Below are 18,165 nucleotides of genomic sequence, written 5' to 3'. Positions count from 1 at the left end.
GCAGTAAGCTTCATATATATGGCAGAGAGAACATTATGGAAAGGGGGAAGCTGATGGCAAAAGGTGTTTGGGGTGTCGATTCTGCGCAAGCAGTAACGGAAAAGTTGTTTCAAGGTGTGAAAAATGAACTTGGCTACCCAAAATTTTGGGGGCGGTATTTAACCAATGTTCCGAATGTTTCCGACGGTTTAACCAAAGAGGAAATTACACTTTTAAGAAATTACGGGATTAAAGTGATGCCTGTTTATAATGCGTTTCGTGAGGCTGTAGGATATGCAAACGGACAAGTGGCGGCACGCAATGCAGTATTCCATGCGCGGCGTCTTGGCATTCCAACAAATAAAGTATTATTTGCAAACATCGAAGATTTTTTTCCGGTCGATGCATCATGGATTGTAGCATGGGTGGAGACGATGCATCCGACAGGTTATCGTCCAGGGGTGTATGCTGACCCGACAAAAGGCGATTTTGCTAGTGCTTATTGTGAGGCGATCCAGGCAAATAATCAAGTCGCTGTACAAACCATCATTTGGAGTTCGGCGCCAAGACCAGGGACGACAAAAGAACAAAAAGCGCCGAAATATCAGCCGGCAGCCCCGAATTGTAAAGCGAACGTTTGGGTTTGGCAGTACGGCCGTGATGCAGCATCATTTCCGGTTGATACGAATTTAGCCGATCGCAGATTGCTTGATTTTTTATATTAAAGTTTTAAGGTTGCAGTAAAAAAGCTGCAACCATTTTTTATAAATTGCAAAACAAATATAAAAAATATTGGTTCTTTATGCATTCAACAATATAATGAAATATAGACCATATTAAATAGGAAGGACGTAGCGACAAATGGAAGAAAGATCAAGTGTTTTATTGGAAAGTGGTACGAACGAACTAGAAATAGTGGAGTTTTTGATTGCAACTAATCGTTTTGCCATCAATGTCATGAAAGTACGCGAAATTGTTAAGCCTGCCCCAATCACAAAAATTCCGCACTCTCATCCGCATATTGAAGGGATTATTGAATTGCGCGGAGAGGTGCTTCCGGTTGTCGATTTAGCAAAAGTGCTTCATTTTCCACCTTCCGAAAACCCTGAGCACGATAAATTTATTGTCGCTGAGTTTAACCAGCTAAAAGTCGTTTTCCATGTACACGATGTGACACGTATCCATCGGATTTCGTGGAAGCAGATTGAAAAACCGTCGCAAATGTATCAAGGGCTAGAAGCCCAAATTATTGGTGTGGTGAAATTAGAGGGGCAAATGATTTTGCTGTTGGACTTTGAAAAAATTATTGCTGACATTAACCCAGACTTAGGAATAAACACACAGAAAATAAAAAATTTAGGGAACCGAGAACGTTCACAGAAAAAGATCATCGTGGCAGAAGATTCACCATTATTAAGGAAATTGCTGCAAGATACGTTAGCAGAGGCAGGATACGTATCGGTGGAGTTTTTCGAAAATGGGGAGGATGCTCTTCACTATTTACAATCGATTGCTGATACAGGAAAAGATATTGCGGATGAAGTGCAGCTTGTTATTACAGATATTGAAATGCCACAAATGGATGGACATCATTTAACAAAGCGTATTCGCGAAGACGATAAGTTAAAGAAACTTCCTGTCATTATTTTTTCTTCTCTTATTACCGATGATCTTCGTCACAAAGGAGAGAAAGTTGGAGCAACAGCGCAAGTAAGTAAACCAGAAATTGGTGAACTGGTCAACATGATTGATGCACATATCTTATGAATCAATGAGACAAGGAATTTTTCATTTATACATTAAGTGGATTATCGTGCATGATCGTTTTAAAAAGTCTCTGAAATAATAAACAGGCAATTCAATGCGCAGAAGCCTCTTTGATGGAGATGGACACAGCTCCCACCTCTAAGATGTAAAGGTGGGAGGGGTTCCATCAATAGCTTTCTCCAAGGCGTTTAAATACTGGTTTTTGATACGATTTTTTTTGTTTTGGTGGGATTGGTTTGATGCCTGTATATGTTTGTAACAGTGCTTTAGCTTTGGACAACGGCATTCTCGTTGCAGGATTGCGGTAAGAGTCATTAAGTGCTCCAAGATGCGGAAGGGTTGCGAAGTCTTCTTTTGTTGGAGGGATATGAAAATAATAATCGCCGACAGCGACAAGTACATCAGACTGCTGCTGGCTATATTTCGGATTGCGAGAAAAGTGTAAGCCAACTTTTTTCGCTTTTCCTTCTTGCAGTAATTTTTCAATTGCTTTTTTCTTAAGAAGGTATAGGAAAGATGGGTTTAACGCAGTTTTTGCGTGACGGTTTACTGTAAAAATCGCTTTTGCTATGTTATCTATTGTCGGTTCTAACGGTTCCATTAGCATGTCTCCTTTTCATTATTTAGTTTAATTATACAACATGAACATATGTTTGCAAAACAGCTTTTTTTGCTTGCTTTTTTATGATAGAAGGGACGGTTGGAATAAGCCGCATAACCATTTTTGGCGGCTTTCTTTATAAACCGTCCTGTTTTTCTAATGCTTGGTGTTGCAAAGTAAAGACAGTCAATTCGGGCGGTGAAAGAAATCGGAGTGGTATTCTTGTTGTTCCAAGTCCACGATTTACATATAGTGTTAAATGATGAATTTGATAAAATCCTTCATAATATGTTTCTGAAAGCGGCGGAGTGATAAGCGGTCCGATGAAAGGAAGCTGGACTTGCCCGCCATGACTATGTCCTGATAGCTGTAGATGAACTGGATGGCGGCTCATTTGCATGGCACCATCCGGTTCATGCAGCAACGCGATGGTATAAGTCGAATCAGGAATGGATTTTACCATTTCAGAAAAATTTGGTTTACCGAGCATCATATCATCTACGCCGGCAATGGCGATGAAACTTTCGTTTTGTCGCTTAATGAGAACATGTTCATTGACAAGCATTTGAAATCCCGACTTTTCCATAATATGGCGGTATATATCTGTTCCATACCCGCCGTGATCGTGGTTTCCGTAAATACTAAATTTTCCAAGCGGAGCGCGAATGCGAGAAAGCTCGTTGGCAACTGCATCAATGTGTGGGTATTTGTTTGGCTCATCCAATAAATCTCCTGTAAACAACACGATATCTGGCTGCAATTCGTTAATTTTTTCGATTGTATAACGAAAGCGATTTAACCCGTAATAATGGCCTAAATGAACGTCGCTAAACTGCAAAAGTTTCGTTCCAGTAAACTCTTTCGGAATAAGCGGGTGAGAAATAATATGATGGGTAACGGTTAATTGTGCTGGTTCAATAAAACGAGCGTAACCATAACTGAATGACGTTGCCAAAATTCCCCCAATGCCGGTGATCATCAATTTTTTTAAAAATGTTCGCCGATTCATCCGTTTCATAATGTGCCGTCCTTTCACAATAGCTTTATTATAATGGAAAAAATAAAAAGAGGACAATAGGGCAAAAATAATGTTAGAAAATTTCGTATATTTATAGTAAGATAGGAATGAATGAGTAATCAGTCATTTTTACAAAGGGGGAGAAGTATGAACGGAAAAGTAATCATTATTACTGGTGGTTCGAGCGGGATGGGAAAATATATGGCAAAACGGTTTGTGGCAGAAGGTGCGAATGTCGTTATTACAGGAAGACGGCTCGAAGCATTAGAAGAAGCGAAAAAAGAAATCGAATCTCCAAATGGAAAAGTTCTTCCGATTCAAATGGATGTACGTGATCCCGAATTAGTCGCTGAAATGGTAAAACGCACGGATGCGGAATTTGGCAAAATTGATGCACTCATTAACAATGCTGCTGGCAATTTTATTTGTCCGGCGGAGAAGCTATCAATTAATGGTTGGAATAGTGTGATTAATATCGTATTAAACGGTACATTTTACTGTAGCCGTGAGGTCGGAAATTATTGGATTAACAACGGTCAAAAAGGTTCCATTATCAATATAGTCGCTACATATGCTTGGAGAGCTGGTGCAGGTGTTATCCATTCCGCGTGTGCGAAAGCGGGAGTGTTGGCGATGACGAGAACGCTTGCGGTAGAATGGGGGTGCAAATACGGATTCCGCGTCAATGCGATTGCGCCTGGGCCGATTGAGCGGACAGGAGGGGCGGAGCGGCTTTGGCAATCAGAAGAAGCGGAAAGAAGAACCATTGAAAGTGTTCCATTAGGACGTCTCGGCACACCGGAAGAAATTGCTGCCCTTGCCGCATTTCTTCTTTCTGATGATGCCGCTTACATTAATGGGGAATGTATTACAATGGATGGCGGACAATGGCTCAACCAGCATCCATTTTAAAAGACGTAATATGTATGAGCGGTTTCCTAACGTTAGGAAACCGCTCATGTTTTTATCAGATCGGTGTCATTTCATTCGACGCCATTTTTCCAAACCGATGAAAAACCTATCTATCATGGAAGTTTTTCAATATGAACCTCTATCACCTACATTCCATTTAAGGCGGAGTTTTTTATCATTTTTATAAAAAAACTCCCAATTCTTCTTCTTTGCTTCATTTCGAGGGGGGGAGAAAAATGTTAAAAAAAGATATCGAAGGAGCACGTATGATATAATATGACAAAGATGGTGTGTGTATAAAAGAGGTGAGCAGGATGGATGCATTAGATGTAATGGCGAATTTACAAAATGTTTTTCCGTACTATCAAGCGATTTTTAGCGCAGATGAACATTGTGTGATTGGATATGAAGTGCTAGGAAGATACCAATCGGAAACGGGAGTTGTTAGTCTCGGTCCATTTTTTCGCGATGAAACAATACCGGAAGAGTTCCGCTTAGAAGTGGATGAATTGGTAACAAAAAAAGCACTTGATTATTTTCTGTCCCTCGATGACTATACACTGCTTATTTTTTTAAATCGTGATGTAAATTTATTAATGCTTGACCGTGCTGAGTCATTTTTGCAGCTTCTTCTTCAATATGAAACAAGAGGATTGTCGTTAGAGCGCGTTGTGCTAGAAATTAATGAACACCATTTTAAGGGAGATTTACAGCAATTAAGTCATTTATTAACATATATTCGTACTTATGGAATTAAAATTGCGGTAGACAATATAGGTGAACATAGCAGTAACTTAGAGAGAATCGGGTTATTGTCACCTGATATTTTGAAAATTGATTTGCAGCAATTGCGGACAACTTCCATGTATCAAGCGTATCAAGATGTGATTTATTCCATTTCTCTGCTCGCTCGTAAAATTGGAGCAACGCTTTTATATGAAGATATTGAAACGTCGTTTCAATTGCAATATGCGTGGCGAAACGGAGGGCGTTATTACCAAGGGTATTATTTGGCGAAACCATCTGCCGAGCTAGTGCCGCGTGATATGTTGAAAGAGCGTCTGCGTCAAGAATGTCATCATTTTATTCAGCAAGAAAAGAAAAAATTAGAAACGCTCTATCGCATTTCAGAACAGTTTCAGAAACGATTGGCAACACTTTTGGCAAAATATAATAAGAAAGTATCTAATTTTGATGAACTTATTTCGCTTCTAGCTAATGAGCTAAACGATGTTTGTTTCCGCATTTATGTTTGTGATGAAGACGGGTTTCAAAAGTCGGCGAATATGTTTAAGCGCAATGACCGCTGGGAATTGCAGCCGCAATATTACATGAAAAACTGGAGTTGGCGGCCATACTTTTTAGAGAATATTATTCGGATGCGTTCACGTAAACGCGGAATTCTTTCTGATTTATATGCAGATATCGAAACAGGGGAAACGATTCGTACGTATTCGTATCCAATTGACGATCAGCACTATTTATTTATCGACTTATCATATAGTTATTTATTTGAACATGATGCTCATTATTAGAATGGTATAAAATTCTTTCCCTCGTGGCAAAGTAAGCATGAGGTGAAGAAACAATGGCACAGTTGACGTTTGTATTATCCATCATTGCAATTTTCATTGCTGTTATTGGGGGCGTATACACATTTCGCCTCGGTCGACAACAAAAATGGCAGGAGGAATTAGATGCTCCTATCCCCGGGAAGGTGCAAGAAAATATATTTTTGCGCAACCCAGTTTTTTTGGCGTATATTTCGGCCGGCTTATTAGCTGCGATTGCTATTTTTTATTTGGCATTACGTTATTGGTGAGACAAAATGAGCAGTCCTATTGGGGCGTGCTCTTTTTTTATGCTGATGATGCCAGCTGATTGGTTTTACGCAAGCAGCAAGCAAAAAACGAATGGTCAAAATCAAAGCGCGCTTCGTTGTTATATGGTTATATGCCGGTGATATAAAGATTTGAGAAATAAGACTTTTTTACGTGTTTAATGAATATATATTTAATTGAGCTTCCAAAGGGGGAATAAAAAGTGGGAAAGCAATTACTTCAAACATTATCGCATGAAGAGCAAATATTGCTTCTAGATGTTTTGTTTGCGCAACAATACGCATTGGATCTTGTTAGCTGTGAACTTGCTGATATAGAAAATGGAGAAAAGCAAGTAGACGAAAAACGGTATCAACAACTTTTACGTTTATACGATCGGCTTCTTCAAGAAACATATGACTTTACGTAGTACTATCGCTTCAAAATAAGCGATAGTTATTTTTTAAGTAAGAAGACTACATTAAAATATGATAAACTGAAGAAGGGAAAACGCTAAAAAGAGAAAGGCGGAAATAGGTATGACAAGTTTGGGGAACAATGGGTTGGCACATATGACAGTTGCGCAATTTCTGATCCCTTCGGATAAAGTAGCGCACGTTCAACTCGGAAACTATTTAGACCATGCATTATTAGTATTGACGAAAACCGGTTATTCCGCTATTCCTGTATTGGATACCTCATATAAACTTCATGGATTAATTAGTATGACAATGATTATGGACGCGATTTTAGGGTTGGAGCGCATTGAATTTGAACGGTTGGAAACGATGAAAGTGGAGGAAGTGATGAATAAAGATATTCCTCGCCTTTTATTGGATGATGATGTTTTGAAAGGAATTGAAGTTATTGTGAATCACCCGTTTGTTTGCGTTGAAAATAAAGATGGGTATTTTGAAGGAATTTTTACAAGACGAGAAGTATTAAAGCGATTAAATAAACAGCTGCGGCAACTTAATGATTACCATAAATCATATGAAAAATAAGCTGCGCAAGAAGAAGGACCGTAATGGCATGCAATAAATTAGCAGTTGCTTTCGCTTTATTTTTTTGCGCGGCTCTTGCTATAAGCTCGTAAAGCTGGCAGCTTCCGCAAATACAAGCCCTCTATATAAATAAGTTAAACTTGAAAATTCTACTTCTTGTGATCCATTTTTTCGACTGCACTTATGCGTGACGAAGGCAAGTCATTGACTTGCCTTCGTCAGTCGAAAAATCTCTTGATAAAAAGCGCAAAGAACCAAATATCAAGTTGCATTTATATAAAAAGTGCTGCAAGATTTCATTTTATGAATTTATGCTTGTCACCATCATCTTTGTTTTGCTAAAGTAAGAAAATAAGAGCACAAAAGGAGGATGATGTCATGAAAATGATGGATGCGAATGAAATTATTTCTTTTATTCAAAACAGCAAAAAGTCAACACCTGTTAAAGTATACATAAAGGGAAACCTTGAAGGAATCGATTTTGGTCCAAGCGCGAAAACGTTTATTACTGGAAATACTGGTGTTGTTTTTGGGGAATGGCAAGAAATTCAAGCGGCGTTGGAAGCCAATAAAGAAAAAATTGACGACTATGTCATTGAAAATGATCGCCGCAATTCTGCGATTCCGCTTCTTGACTTAAAGGGAGTAAAAGCGCGCATTGAGCCGGGCGCCATTATTCGCGATCAAGTCGAAATTGGCGATAATGCGGTCATTATGATGGGAGCTGTCATTAACATCGGCGCCGTCATCGGTGAAGGAACGATGATTGATATGAACGCGGTGCTCGGCGGCCGCGCAACGGTAGGAAAGAATTGCCATGTTGGTGCTGGCGCTGTTTTAGCAGGTGTGATTGAGCCGCCTTCTGCTAAACCAGTGATCGTTGAAGACGATGTAGTGATTGGCGCAAACGCCGTTATTTTAGAAGGCGTCACGGTTGGCAAAGGTGCGGTCGTGGCCGCTGGCGCTATTGTCGTGGAAGATGTGCCGCCATATACGGTTGTTGCTGGTGTGCCGGCGCGCGTGATTAAGCAAATTGATGAAAAAACAAGAGCAAAAACAGAAATTAAACAAGAACTTCGTCAGTTATAAAATAGCCAAACACGAAAGCTGTCCCATCTTTGGGCCAGCTCTTTTTTCAATGGAGGAGATAGAACATGTCATCAATCAGTCCGTTTGTGGCGATTCGCCGCGATTTGCATAAAATTCCCGAGTTAGGGTTCCAAGAATTTAAGACGCAGCAATATTTATTGCGTTACATTCATACGTTGCCGCAAGAACGGCTGGAAATCCAAACGTGGAAAACCGGGATTTTTGTAAAAGTAAAAGGAACAGCGCCTCGAAAGATGATCGGCTACCGCACCGATATCGACGGCCTGCCGATTAAAGAGGAAACGGGATTGCCATACAGCTCGGAGCATGAGGGAAACATGCATGCGTGCGGGCACGATGTGCATATGAGCATCGCGCTTGGGCTGCTTACGCATTTTGCCGAGCATCCTATCCAAGACGACTTACTATTTATTTTCCAGCCGGCAGAGGAAGGGCCAGGCGGTGCGAAACCAATGCTTAAAAGTGAGATTATGAAAGTATGGAAGCCGGATATGATACTTGCTTTACATATCGCCCCGGAATATCCAGTTGGCACGATTGCGACGAAAGAAGGATTGCTGTTTGCCAATACGTCGGAATTGTTTATTGATTTGAAAGGAAAAGGCGGGCATGCCGCATTTCCGCACTTGGCGAACGATATGGTTGTTGCTGCCTGCTCGCTTGTTACGCAGCTTCAGTCTATCGTTGCGCGCAATGTCGACCCGCTTGACAGTGCTGTTATTACAATTGGAAAAATTTCCGGCGGTACAGTACAAAATGTGATTGCAGAGCATGCGCGCTTGGAAGGAACGATTCGCACATTGTCGGTGGATTCGATGAAAAAAGTGAAAGAGCGGATTGAAGCGATGGTCAGTGGAATAAAAATAGCGTATCAATGCGAGGCGGAAATTGACTACGGTTCCATGTACCATCAAGTTTATAATGATCCGGAGTTAACGACGGAATTTATACAGTTTGCCGAAAGTTATCAGGGGATTCGATTCATTCGCTGCAAAGAAGCGATGACCGGAGAAGACTTTGGGTATATGCTTGCAGAAATCCCAGGATTTATGTTTTGGCTTGGCGTTGATTCTCCCTACGGGTTGCATCATGCGAAGTTGGCGCCAAACGAAGCGGCAATTGATCAGGGGATTTCGTTTTTAATATCGTACATTACGTGGAAAGGAAACAATTAATTTATTGTATAGTTCCACCTTCCTTAAGGCACATTATGTGTATGAGGAGGTGGATTGCTATGGCGAAAATTGGTGTAGAACATTCGTTAACAAACGTACAAGAAGCATTAAAAGCGAAAGGATACGAAGTCATCCCGCTTCGAGGGGAAAATGATGCAAAGGGCTGTGATTGCTGCGTAATTACTGGCCAAGATGCTAATGTCATGGGCATTCAAAATACGGTTACAGCTGGTTCTGTGATCGAAGCGAGCGGTCTAACTGCAGAAGAAATTTGTCAAAAGGTTGAAGAAAAATTACGCTAATGGCTGACGGGCTGTCCGTACCAACAGCCCGTTTTTATCGATGAGAATGAAAAGATAGCAACTGGTTCGAGCAAATGATTTTTATTTTATAGCAACTAATAATATACTTAAAATTGAAAGCAATAAGGTTGTTTAGACAAAATATGTCATAGCATGCCAAGTTTGGATGTACCAGGTAATAAAAAATAACTTTCTTTTTAAATTAATTATCATTTAATATTGACTAAAATAATAATATCATTATAATTATTATTGTCAGCATGTTACGTTGTAACAACGAAAAAAATAAAATGGAGGGATACATATGGCAGAACGTATGGTAGGAAAACAAGCACCTCGTTTTGAACTCCAAGCGGTATTACCAAACGGTGATTTTGGTCGTGTCAGCCTTGAAGAAAACATGAAAAATGGAAAATGGACAGTTCTTTTCTTCTATCCAATGGATTTCACATTCGTATGCCCAACAGAAATTACAGCAATTTCTGACCGCTATGATGAATTTGAAGATCTAGATGCTGTTGTGATCGGTGTATCAACAGACTCTGTATATTCTCATAAAGCTTGGATGAAAGTTCCTCGCGAAGAAAACGGCATCGGTGAAATTAAATATCCATTAGCTGCAGACCCTACTCATCAAGTTTCTCGCGACTACGGCGTTCTTATTGAAGAAGAAGGTGTTGCGCTTCGCGGTCTGTTCATCATTGACCCAGAAGGTGAATTAAAATACGCAGTTGTTCATCACAACAACATTGGCCGCGACGTAGACGAAGTATTACGTGTGCTTCAAGCTTTACAAACTGGCGGTCTTTGCCCAGCAAACTGGAAACCAGGCCAAAAAACATTAGAAGTGTAATGGAGATAAATTAGAAAGGTCTAACTTGACGTTAGACCTTTCTTTAACAATGGAGGGATGAATATGAAACTACGTGAACCAATGCCGGAATTAACGGGAGCTACTGCGACGCTAAATGGTGAAGTGACAAGAGACCAATTGATTGGGGAAAAACCGACATTAATTCATTTTTGGTCCGTAAGTTGCCATCTTTGCAAAGAAGCGATGCCACAAGTGAACGAGTTCCGTGATCGCTATAAAGATAAACTCAATGTTGTTTCGGTTCATATGCCGCGTTCGGAAAATGATTTAGACATAGAACTTGTCAAAAAAGTAGCGGAAGAACACGGCATTACGCAACCAATTTTAGTCGATAACGAACATAAAATTACAGATGCATTTGAAAATCAATATGTTCCAGCTTATTATGTATTTGATGCCGAAGGAAAACTTCGCCATTTCCAAGCTGGCGGAAGCGGCATGAAAATGTTAGAAAAGCGTGTGAACCGTGTATTAGAAGAAAACGAAAAAGCACAACAATAATGGAGAAAGAGGAACGAAAGCATGGTGATTTCGTTCCTTTTTTTATTGCATTAAAACAGCTGTTCCGGAATAAGGGAACAGCTGTTTTAATTATATTTCCATAATGATTGGCAAAATCATCGGTCTTCGTTTTGTTTTTTCGTATAAGAACGGAGCAAGTGTATCCGAAATTTCATTTTTAATTTCCGACCATTGATTGGTTTTGCGCTCGAGCACTTTTTCAAGGTGTTTCGTAATGAGCGCTTGTGCATCGTTGATTAAATCACTAGATTCACGCATGTAGACAAATCCACGCGAAATAATATCTGGACCAGCCGCGATTTTAAAATCTTTCATATTAATGCTTACAACAACGATGACAAGACCTTCTTCTGACAAAATGCGGCGGTCACGCAAGACGATGTTGCCGATGTCGCCGACGCCGCTGCCATCAATATAAACAGAACCGGACGGAATTTTGCCAACAATGCGAGCGTCCTTTTCACTTAGTCCAAGCACTTCACCATTATCCATGATAAAGCAATTTTCTTCTGGCACTCCACAATCGATCGCTAGCTTTGCATGCATTTTTTGCATGCGGTATTCTCCGTGAATCGGCATGAAATATTTCGGTTTCATCAAGCGAATCATTAATTTTTGTTCTTCTTGTCCGCCGTGTCCAGATGTGTGAATATCGTTTAGCGGACCATGAATGACTTCGGCGCCAGCGCGATAAAGCATATTAATCGTTCGATTTACACTTACCGTATTGCCCGGAATTGGGGAAGAAGAAAATACGACCGTATCACCAGGAATAATTTGAATTTGCCGATGGGTGCCATTGGCGATGCGCGATAATGCTGCCATTGGTTCGCCTTGGCTGCCGGTACATAAAATTGTCACGCGATTGGCAGGAAGGCGGTTAATTTCGTTTGCATCCACAAAAGTATCTTTAGGACATTTAATGTAGCCGAGCTCTTGTCCGATTTCAATCGCCGCCTCCATGCTTCTTCCGAATACAGCAATTTTTCGGTTGTTCATCACGGCTGCTTCCGTTACTTGCTGCAGCCGATGAATGTTGGAGGCAAATGTCGCAAAAATAATCCGTCCTTGCACTTTCCGGAAAATATCATGTATGCTTTCCCCAACGCGGCGTTCTGACATGGTGAAGTGTGGAATTTCACTATTCGTGCTGTCGGAAAGTAGACAAAGGACCCCTTTTTTGCCGATTTCCGCCATTTTGGTTAAGTTTGCAGGCTCACCGACCGGTGTAAAGTCGAACTTAAAGTCCCCTGTATGAACAATTTGCCCTACAGGTGTTTTGACAACAACTCCATAACTGTCAGGAATGCTGTGAGTTGTTCGGAAAAATGTCACCGCTGTTTTTTGAAAGCGAATGACATCGTCTTCGCGAATTTCAATAAGTTTTGCTTGTCGGAGAAGTCCATGCTCCTCAAGCTTGTTGCGGATTAACCCTAACGCTAATTTTCCGCCGTAGATTGGAATATTCACTTGCTTTAGCAAGTATGGAATTCCGCCAATATGATCCTCGTGCCCGTGAGTAATAAATAATCCTTTTACTTTCTCTGCGTTTTTTACTAAATACGTGTAATCGGGAATGACATAATCAATTCCGAGCAGCTCATCTTCAGGAAATTTAATTCCTGCATCGATAACAATAATTTCATCTTGAAATTGTACGCCGTATGTATTTTTCCCGATTTCACCTAATCCGCCGAGAGCAAATACGCCAACCTGATGATCACTTAAAAATTTCATACTCAAATCTCCAATACTTTAAAATCTGGATTTTTCTTTTCATATTCTAAATGAGCGCCCTCTAACGGCTGAATATACTCAATATTCATGGTGCGCCCTTGCAATTTTTGGCGTACTTCCCGTTCCGATTCTGCTTCAATATATAGCGTTTTTGTTTTTTCTCTCACAGGCACTTCATCAGGATTTTCTTGGTAAAACACTTTGAAAATCATTCTAAAACCTCTCCTTATGAACGATTATTTCTTTAACTTTTTTATTATATATAAAATAAGGGCAGTTTTCATGTTTTTTCATTTCATAACATAAAATACAGAAGGAAAAATATAGGGAAAAAAGCATTAACTTTTACCATTTTTGACGAATTTTGATCCTTTCATTCGCATGTTTTTAGAAAGAAGCCCTTCATGAAAGAAGGGCTCTTATCGTAAACGGTTAGGCGATCGATTTTTTTCGGAGCAAATCTTTCCATTGTTGAAGAAGCTTTCTTTTCAGCTTTTTCAACATTTTTCATCACTCCTTACTTCTTATTGTACTCATTTCTTGGTGAAAGTAAATGTTCTTCCTATATTATATTATATGTTAACAAAGGCTTGTTTTTCGTGGATAAAAGTGGAATGAAGCGGAGAAGCGATTGACATTTTCGGTTTTTTTCAGTACGGTAAGGATGAAAAAAAACGAGATTTTGCGTTAAGGGGAAGAGATTGTGAAAAAGAAAATAGTATTTTTTGATATTGATGGAACGCTGCTTGATGAACAAAAAAATCTTCCTGTTTCGACAGTAAGAGCGGTTCAAGAGTTGAAAAAAGCTGGTGTTTATGTAGCGATTGCCACGGGAAGAGCGCCATTTATGTTTGCCAATTTGCGAAAGCAGCTAGGAATTGATTCTTTTGTCAGTTTTAACGGCCAATACGTAGTATTTGAAGGGAATGTCATTTATAAACACCCACTTGATCGGCAAAAATTGCATGAGCTAAAGGAAGAAGCGCATAGAAATGGTCATCCGCTCGTTTTTATGAATGTGAATGAAATGAAAGCAAGCATGGAAGATCATCCATATATTCACGACAGTATGGGGAGCTTGAAATTTCCTCATCCTCCGTTTGATCCGCTTTATTACGAAAATGAGGACATTTATCAAGCGCTCTTATTTTGCAAAGCGGAAGAAGAACAAATGTATGTAAAAGCATATCCGGAATTTCATTTTGTTCGTTGGCATAATGTGTCAACTGATGTGCTGCCAGTAGGAGGTTCGAAAGCTGAAGGAATTCGGCGAATGATCGAGAAACTCGACATTGCGAAAGAAGATGTATACGCGTTTGGAGATGGGTTGAACGATATAGAAATGTTGAAGTTTGTTGGAACTGGTGTTGCGATGGGCAATGCGCACGAAGAAGCAAAAAAAGTGGCCGACTTCGTTACGAAATCGGTCGGAGAGGAAGGAATATTATACGGATTAAAGCAGCTTGAATTAATTAAATAAGGGGCATATCCCGGTGCGGGATATAGCCCTTCTTTTCATTTATCGTTCGATAGGGATCGCGTTGTCAGGTACCTTAAACGGATTTTTTGGATCAATATGATCATAAAACATGATGCCGTTTAAGTGGTCGATTTCGTGTTGAAATACAATGGCAGGCAACCCTTTTAACCGAAGTGTTACTTCTTTACCTTCAAGCGTTGTCCCTGTTACGGTAATGCGGGCATAGCGCGGCACATATCCTGGAACATCCCGATCGACAGATAAACATCCTTCTCCGCTTGTTAAATAACATTGCTGAACAGAATGGCTCACAATTTTTGGATTAAATAACGCATAGCTATATAAAGTACCTTTTTCATCCGTTACATGGACGGCAATCATTCGTTTTGATACATTAATTTGTGGAGCTGCCAGCCCAATTCCCGGGCGTAATCCATATTTTTCAGCAAGCTCAGGGTTTTGGCTCATTTTTACATAATCAAGAAGGCTTTGTAAAACTTGTTTGTCTTCTTCTGATGGAGGAAGAGAAACAGGTTCAGCCACTTTTCGTAGCGTTGGATGCCCTTCTTTAATAATATCTTTCATGGTAATCATCGTGTTTTCACTCCTCGCATGACATTGATGTCTAAAATTAAGTCTAACAAAAATTCATTTTGAACGTAAACAAAAATGAAAATGGACGTGCTCGAAAGGAAGGAGAAACGTTGTTCAAAGCAATAAAGCGGTGTATTTGGTTAATCGCGGTGTTATTTTTGGTTACTAGCTGCAATGAACTTGCCAACGAGGAAGTTTTATCGGCTTTTCAAAAGATAGGCAAGTATGAAAACAGTGTAGTCGAGCAACAAGAAAAACTGAGCGGATTAGAACAAAAACAAAACCAGTTGTATGATCGTATTATGTCGTATGGGATAAAGCGGTTTACAAAGGTGGTGCAATTATCGAAAGAATCATTGGAGCTAATAGAAGAACGGGACAAACATATTGAAAAAGAATATAAAGCGATCCAATCAGCAAAACAACAAATAGATACGATCAAGAAAAACATTGACCAACTTCGTGATGAAAATATAAGAAGACAAGTAAACCGTTTAGTAAACATTGCGGAGAAACGTTATGAAACATATGGCAATTTGTATCTTCATTATAAAGAATTGCTTTCATTGGAAAAAGAGCTTTATACTTTATTACAAAATAAATATGTGACACCGGAACAGTTACAACAACAAATTAATCGTATAAATGAACAATATAAAGAATTGGTTAGTATAAATGATCAGTTTAATAAATATACGGAAAAATATAATAAAGAAAAGAAGCGATTATATAACGTGTGGAAGTAAATGTTTGTTGCAATAGGAGGCTATATTTTCATAGCTTTTTTTATTTTATGAAAAAATATTAAACAGATATAATACAGATTGAACTGTTGTAATATAACAGGTTTTGTACAAATATTTGTTATACCAAAAATATCCATTTAATATTGAAAAAAATACCGATAAATCAAAGTGATTGACGTCTGAATGAAGAAGGTGTAAACTTAAACATGTAAATAAAATTGTACTAATAAAAATAATTAAATGATTAATACAGGTATTGTAACGCCGTTTTTTCCGTTTATGCCGTGGAACAAAGGTTACCGCTTTTTATTTATTTATGATTTTGGGTAAATTAATGCTGTATGGATCAATGTTATGAGTTAGCTTTATTTTTTAAATTATGAAAGGTAGAGGTGGATCAAATGGGTGCAAAAAAATCCCAATTTAAGTTTAATTTTAAGGAACAGCTTGAAAAAGTTGAGGAACAATTTCCGACATTTCAAATTTTAAATGAAGAAGGGGAAGTAGTAAACGAAGCGGCAATGCCGGACTTAAGCGATGATCAACTAAAAGAATTGATGCGCCGCATGGTATATACACGCGTTCTTGACCAACGTTCTATTTCATTAAACCGCCAAGGGCGTTTAGGCTTTTACGCACCAACGGCAGGGCAAGAAGCAAGCCAAATTGCGAGCCATTTTGCGTTAGAAAAAGAAGATTTCATTCTGCCTGGATACCGTGATGTTCCGCAACTTATTTGGCACGGACTTCCGCTTTATCAAGCGTTTTTATTCTCACGCGGACACTTCCACGGCAACCAAATTCCGGAAGGGGTAAACGTATTGCCGCCACAAATTATTATCGGTGCCCAATACATTCAAGCAGCAGGTGTTGCTTTAGGATTGAAAAAACGCGGCAAAAAGGCAGTAGCAATTACATACACAGGTGACGGCGGTACATCGCAAGGAGATTTCTACGAAGGAATCAACTTTGCTGGAGCATTTAAAGCACCGGCGATTTTCGTTGTCCAAAACAACCGCTTTGCTATTTCTACTCCTGTTGAAAAACAAACAGTAGCGAAAACACTTGCTCAAAAAGCGGTGGCGGCTGGAATTCCTGGCATTCAAGTTGACGGTATGGACCCATTAGCCGTATATGCAGCTGTACGTGCTGCCCGCGAGCGTGCGATTAACGGCGAAGGCCCAACGCTTATTGAAACTTTATGTTTCCGTTACGGTCCGCATACGATGTCAGGAGACGATCCTACTCGTTATCGTACGAAAGAATTGGAAAATGAATGGGAGAAAAAAGACCCGCTTGTTCGTTTCCGTAAGTTTTTAGAAAACAAAGGCTTATGGAGCGAAGAAGAAGAAAACAAAGTGATTGAACAAGCAAAAGAAGAAATTAAAGAGGCGATTAAAAAAGCGGACGAAACACCAAAACAAAAAGTAACCGATTTGATTAGCATCATGTATGAAGAGTTGCCATTTAACTTAAAAGAACAGTATGAAATTTACAAAGAGAAGGAGTCGAAGTAAGCCATGGCGCAAATGACAATGATTCAAGCAATCACGGATGCGTTGCGCATCGAATTAAAAAATGACCCAAATGTATTAATATTTGGGGAAGACGTTGGAGTAAACGGCGGCGTATTCCGGGCAACAGAAGGATTGCAAGCTGAGTTTGGGGAAGACCGCGTTTTCGATACACCTCTTGCCGAATCGGGAATTGGCGGTCTTGCCATCGGATTGGCGTTGCAAGGATTCCGTCCTGTTCCAGAAATTCAATTCTTTGGTTTTGTATATGAAGTAATGGATGCCATTTGCGGTCAAATGGCGCGTATCCGCTACCGCACTGGCGGTCGTTATAATGTCCCGATTACGATTCGCTCACCATTTGGCGGCGGCGTGCATACACCGGAATTGCACTCTGATAGCTTAGAAGGCTTAGTTGCGCAACAACCTGGGTTAAAAGTAGTCATTCCTTCTACTCCTTATGATGCGAAGGGATTGCTTATTTCTGCGATCCGTGACAACGATCCAGTTATTTTCTTAGAGCACTTGAAGCTGTATCGCTCGTTCCGCCAAGAAGTACCAGAAGGAGAATATACGATTCCGATTGGTAAAGCAGATATTAAACGCGAAGGAAAAGATATCACGATTATCGCTTATGGTGCAATGGTGCACGAATCGTTAAAAGCAGCTGCTGAATTAGAAAAAGAAGGCATCTCCGCAGAAGTGGTTGACTTGCGGACTGTTCAACCTTTAGATATTGAAACGATTATTGGTTCTGTAGAAAAAACAGGACGTGCGATCGTTGTGCAAGAAGCACAAAGACAAGCAGGAATTGCTGCAAACGTTGTAGCTGAAATTAATGAACGTGCGATTTTAAGCTTAGAAGCTCCTGTATTGCGCGTTGCTGCTCCGGATACGGTATATCCGTTCGCACAAGCGGAGTCAGTATGGTTGCCTAACTTCAAAGATGTCATTGAAACAGCGAAAAAAGTCATTAACTTCTAAACATTAGGTGAGAGGAAGGGGAAATT

At 39.9% G+C, this 18,165-nt stretch carries 22 protein-coding genes; 16 read left to right on the top strand and 6 right to left on the bottom strand.

The features are described from left to right. Nucleotides 1-53 precede the first annotated feature (53 nt). A complete protein-coding gene (locus tag QSJ37_RS06480) occupies nt 54-704 on the top strand; it encodes a glycoside hydrolase domain-containing protein (protein WP_285754402.1) in 651 nt (216 codons plus the stop codon). A gap of 136 nt (nt 705-840) precedes the next feature. Further along, nucleotides 841-1,746 (top strand): chemotaxis protein, encoded by a 906-nt coding sequence (locus QSJ37_RS06475; protein ID WP_015863278.1) that lies wholly within the window; start codon nt 841-843, stop codon nt 1,744-1,746. A gap of 166 nt (nt 1,747-1,912) precedes the next feature. On the opposite strand, the gene QSJ37_RS06470 is transcribed toward QSJ37_RS06475, so the two are convergent. Together QSJ37_RS06470 and QSJ37_RS06465 are read right to left on the bottom strand one after the other, a co-directional pair. Next, nucleotides 1,913-2,347, bottom strand: coding sequence for a YkyB family protein (locus QSJ37_RS06470; RefSeq protein ID WP_015863279.1), 435 nt, complete (start codon nt 2,345-2,347; stop codon nt 1,913-1,915). 136 nt (nt 2,348-2,483) lie between these two features. Further along, nucleotides 2,484-3,365, bottom strand: coding sequence for a metallophosphoesterase (locus QSJ37_RS06465; RefSeq protein ID WP_285754401.1), 882 nt, complete (start codon nt 3,363-3,365; stop codon nt 2,484-2,486). 147 nt (nt 3,366-3,512) lie between these two features. Here QSJ37_RS06465 and fadH point away from each other — a divergent pair, with 147 nt between their 5' ends. The 10 genes from fadH to QSJ37_RS06415 all read left to right on the top strand — a co-directional run bounded on the left by fadH (nt 3,513) and on the right by QSJ37_RS06415 (nt 11,063). After that, nucleotides 3,513-4,277, top strand: a complete 765-nt coding sequence (gene fadH / locus QSJ37_RS06460) for a 2,4-dienoyl-CoA reductase (RefSeq protein ID WP_285754400.1) — start codon at nt 3,513-3,515, stop codon at nt 4,275-4,277. Between the two features lie 314 nt (nt 4,278-4,591). After that, nucleotides 4,592-5,812: an EAL domain-containing protein gene (locus QSJ37_RS06455; protein WP_285754399.1), complete on the top strand. Its 1,221-nt coding sequence runs from the start codon at nt 4,592-4,594 to the stop codon at nt 5,810-5,812. A gap of 53 nt (nt 5,813-5,865) precedes the next feature. Next, the gene (locus tag QSJ37_RS06450) at nt 5,866-6,099 is read left to right on the top strand and encodes a hypothetical protein (RefSeq protein ID WP_285754398.1); all 234 of its coding nucleotides are present in this window, start codon (nt 5,866-5,868) and stop codon (nt 6,097-6,099) included. Between the two features lie 221 nt (nt 6,100-6,320). After that, entirely contained in the window at nt 6,321-6,527 is a 207-nt protein-coding gene (gene abbA, locus QSJ37_RS06445) for an antirepressor AbbA (protein WP_285754397.1), read from the top strand. A gap of 109 nt (nt 6,528-6,636) precedes the next feature. Then, nucleotides 6,637-7,101: a cyclic-di-AMP-binding protein CbpB gene (gene cbpB / locus QSJ37_RS06440; RefSeq protein WP_015863285.1), complete on the top strand. Its 465-nt coding sequence runs from the start codon at nt 6,637-6,639 to the stop codon at nt 7,099-7,101. 378 nt (nt 7,102-7,479) lie between these two features. Next, on the top strand, nt 7,480-8,190 hold the full coding sequence (dapD, locus tag QSJ37_RS06435; protein ID WP_285754396.1) for a 2,3,4,5-tetrahydropyridine-2,6-dicarboxylate N-acetyltransferase: 711 nt from the start codon (nt 7,480-7,482) through the stop codon (nt 8,188-8,190). A 65-nt stretch (nt 8,191-8,255) separates the two neighbouring features. Next, nucleotides 8,256-9,386: an N-acetyldiaminopimelate deacetylase gene (locus QSJ37_RS06430; RefSeq protein ID WP_285754395.1), complete on the top strand. Its 1,131-nt coding sequence runs from the start codon at nt 8,256-8,258 to the stop codon at nt 9,384-9,386. Between the two features lie 59 nt (nt 9,387-9,445). Beyond that, on the top strand, nt 9,446-9,688 hold the full coding sequence (locus QSJ37_RS06425; RefSeq protein ID WP_285754394.1) for a YkuS family protein: 243 nt from the start codon (nt 9,446-9,448) through the stop codon (nt 9,686-9,688). Between the two features lie 304 nt (nt 9,689-9,992). After that, nucleotides 9,993-10,541: a peroxiredoxin gene (locus QSJ37_RS06420; protein WP_285754393.1), complete on the top strand. Its 549-nt coding sequence runs from the start codon at nt 9,993-9,995 to the stop codon at nt 10,539-10,541. A 63-nt stretch (nt 10,542-10,604) separates the two neighbouring features. Continuing rightward, a complete protein-coding gene (locus QSJ37_RS06415) occupies nt 10,605-11,063 on the top strand; it encodes a TlpA family protein disulfide reductase (protein WP_285754392.1) in 459 nt (152 codons plus the stop codon). Nucleotides 11,064-11,153: 90 nt separating this feature from the next. Here the strand turns inward: QSJ37_RS06415 and rnjA are convergent, their stop codons facing one another. The 3 genes from rnjA to QSJ37_RS06400 form a co-directional block, all read right to left on the bottom strand. Next, a complete protein-coding gene (gene rnjA / locus QSJ37_RS06410) occupies nt 11,154-12,821 on the bottom strand; it encodes a ribonuclease J1 (protein WP_285754391.1) in 1,668 nt (555 codons plus the stop codon). A 2-nt stretch (nt 12,822-12,823) separates the two neighbouring features. Continuing rightward, on the bottom strand, nt 12,824-13,033 hold the full coding sequence (locus QSJ37_RS06405) for a DNA-dependent RNA polymerase subunit epsilon (protein ID WP_090950689.1): 210 nt from the start codon (nt 13,031-13,033) through the stop codon (nt 12,824-12,826). A gap of 161 nt (nt 13,034-13,194) precedes the next feature. After that, on the bottom strand, nt 13,195-13,332 hold the full coding sequence (locus QSJ37_RS06400) for a hypothetical protein (protein ID WP_167317822.1): 138 nt from the start codon (nt 13,330-13,332) through the stop codon (nt 13,195-13,197). Between the two features lie 192 nt (nt 13,333-13,524). Between QSJ37_RS06400 and QSJ37_RS06395 the strand changes: the two genes are divergently transcribed. Then, entirely contained in the window at nt 13,525-14,301 is a 777-nt protein-coding gene (locus QSJ37_RS06395; RefSeq protein WP_285754390.1) for a Cof-type HAD-IIB family hydrolase, read from the top strand. Nucleotides 14,302-14,340: 39 nt separating this feature from the next. Here the strand turns inward: QSJ37_RS06395 and def are convergent, their stop codons facing one another. Beyond that, complete coding sequence (gene def, locus QSJ37_RS06390; protein WP_285754389.1) at nt 14,341-14,895, bottom strand: peptide deformylase; 555 nt, start codon at nt 14,893-14,895, stop codon at nt 14,341-14,343. Between the two features lie 110 nt (nt 14,896-15,005). Here def and QSJ37_RS06385 point away from each other — a divergent pair, with 110 nt between their 5' ends. From QSJ37_RS06385 to pdhB, 3 genes are all read left to right on the top strand, one after another. Continuing rightward, nucleotides 15,006-15,641: a YkyA family protein gene (locus tag QSJ37_RS06385; protein WP_285754388.1), complete on the top strand. Its 636-nt coding sequence runs from the start codon at nt 15,006-15,008 to the stop codon at nt 15,639-15,641. 401 nt (nt 15,642-16,042) lie between these two features. Further along, entirely contained in the window at nt 16,043-17,158 is a 1,116-nt protein-coding gene (pdhA, locus tag QSJ37_RS06380; RefSeq protein WP_285754387.1) for a pyruvate dehydrogenase (acetyl-transferring) E1 component subunit alpha, read from the top strand. 3 nt (nt 17,159-17,161) lie between these two features. Continuing rightward, nucleotides 17,162-18,139, top strand: coding sequence for a pyruvate dehydrogenase complex E1 component subunit beta (pdhB, locus tag QSJ37_RS06375; protein WP_062678302.1), 978 nt, complete (start codon nt 17,162-17,164; stop codon nt 18,137-18,139). Nucleotides 18,140-18,165: the final 26 nt, after the last annotated feature.

Origin of the sequence: Parageobacillus sp. G301 (genome assembly GCF_030268025.1) — a bacterium.
GTDB lineage: Bacteria > Bacillota > Bacilli > Bacillales > Anoxybacillaceae > Parageobacillus_B > Parageobacillus_B toebii.
This window is presented reverse-complemented; position numbering and strand designations above follow the sequence as displayed.

Coding starts and splice junctions, on each gene's coding strand:
- pdhB (WP_062678302.1), top strand. CDS start 17,162: ATGGCGCAAATGACAATGATTCAAGCAATCACGGATGCGTTGCGCATC.
- def (WP_285754389.1), bottom strand. CDS start 14,895: ATGATTACCATGAAAGATATTATTAAAGAAGGGCATCCAACGCTACGA.
- cbpB (WP_015863285.1), top strand. CDS start 6,637: ATGACAAGTTTGGGGAACAATGGGTTGGCACATATGACAGTTGCGCAA.
- QSJ37_RS06475 (WP_015863278.1), top strand. CDS start 841: ATGGAAGAAAGATCAAGTGTTTTATTGGAAAGTGGTACGAACGAACTA.
- QSJ37_RS06415 (WP_285754392.1), top strand. CDS start 10,605: ATGAAACTACGTGAACCAATGCCGGAATTAACGGGAGCTACTGCGACG.
- QSJ37_RS06425 (WP_285754394.1), top strand. CDS start 9,446: ATGGCGAAAATTGGTGTAGAACATTCGTTAACAAACGTACAAGAAGCA.
- QSJ37_RS06465 (WP_285754401.1), bottom strand. CDS start 3,365: ATGAAACGGATGAATCGGCGAACATTTTTAAAAAAATTGATGATCACC.
- QSJ37_RS06400 (WP_167317822.1), bottom strand. CDS start 13,332: ATGAAAAATGTTGAAAAAGCTGAAAAGAAAGCTTCTTCAACAATGGAA.
- rnjA (WP_285754391.1), bottom strand. CDS start 12,821: ATGAAATTTTTAAGTGATCATCAGGTTGGCGTATTTGCTCTCGGCGGA.
- fadH (WP_285754400.1), top strand. CDS start 3,513: ATGAACGGAAAAGTAATCATTATTACTGGTGGTTCGAGCGGGATGGGA.
- pdhA (WP_285754387.1), top strand. CDS start 16,043: ATGGGTGCAAAAAAATCCCAATTTAAGTTTAATTTTAAGGAACAGCTT.
- QSJ37_RS06420 (WP_285754393.1), top strand. CDS start 9,993: ATGGCAGAACGTATGGTAGGAAAACAAGCACCTCGTTTTGAACTCCAA.
- QSJ37_RS06480 (WP_285754402.1), top strand. CDS start 54: ATGGCAAAAGGTGTTTGGGGTGTCGATTCTGCGCAAGCAGTAACGGAA.
- dapD (WP_285754396.1), top strand. CDS start 7,480: ATGAAAATGATGGATGCGAATGAAATTATTTCTTTTATTCAAAACAGC.
- QSJ37_RS06450 (WP_285754398.1), top strand. CDS start 5,866: ATGGCACAGTTGACGTTTGTATTATCCATCATTGCAATTTTCATTGCT.
- QSJ37_RS06405 (WP_090950689.1), bottom strand. CDS start 13,033: ATGATTTTCAAAGTGTTTTACCAAGAAAATCCTGATGAAGTGCCTGTG.
- QSJ37_RS06470 (WP_015863279.1), bottom strand. CDS start 2,347: ATGGAACCGTTAGAACCGACAATAGATAACATAGCAAAAGCGATTTTT.
- QSJ37_RS06455 (WP_285754399.1), top strand. CDS start 4,592: ATGGATGCATTAGATGTAATGGCGAATTTACAAAATGTTTTTCCGTAC.
- QSJ37_RS06430 (WP_285754395.1), top strand. CDS start 8,256: ATGTCATCAATCAGTCCGTTTGTGGCGATTCGCCGCGATTTGCATAAA.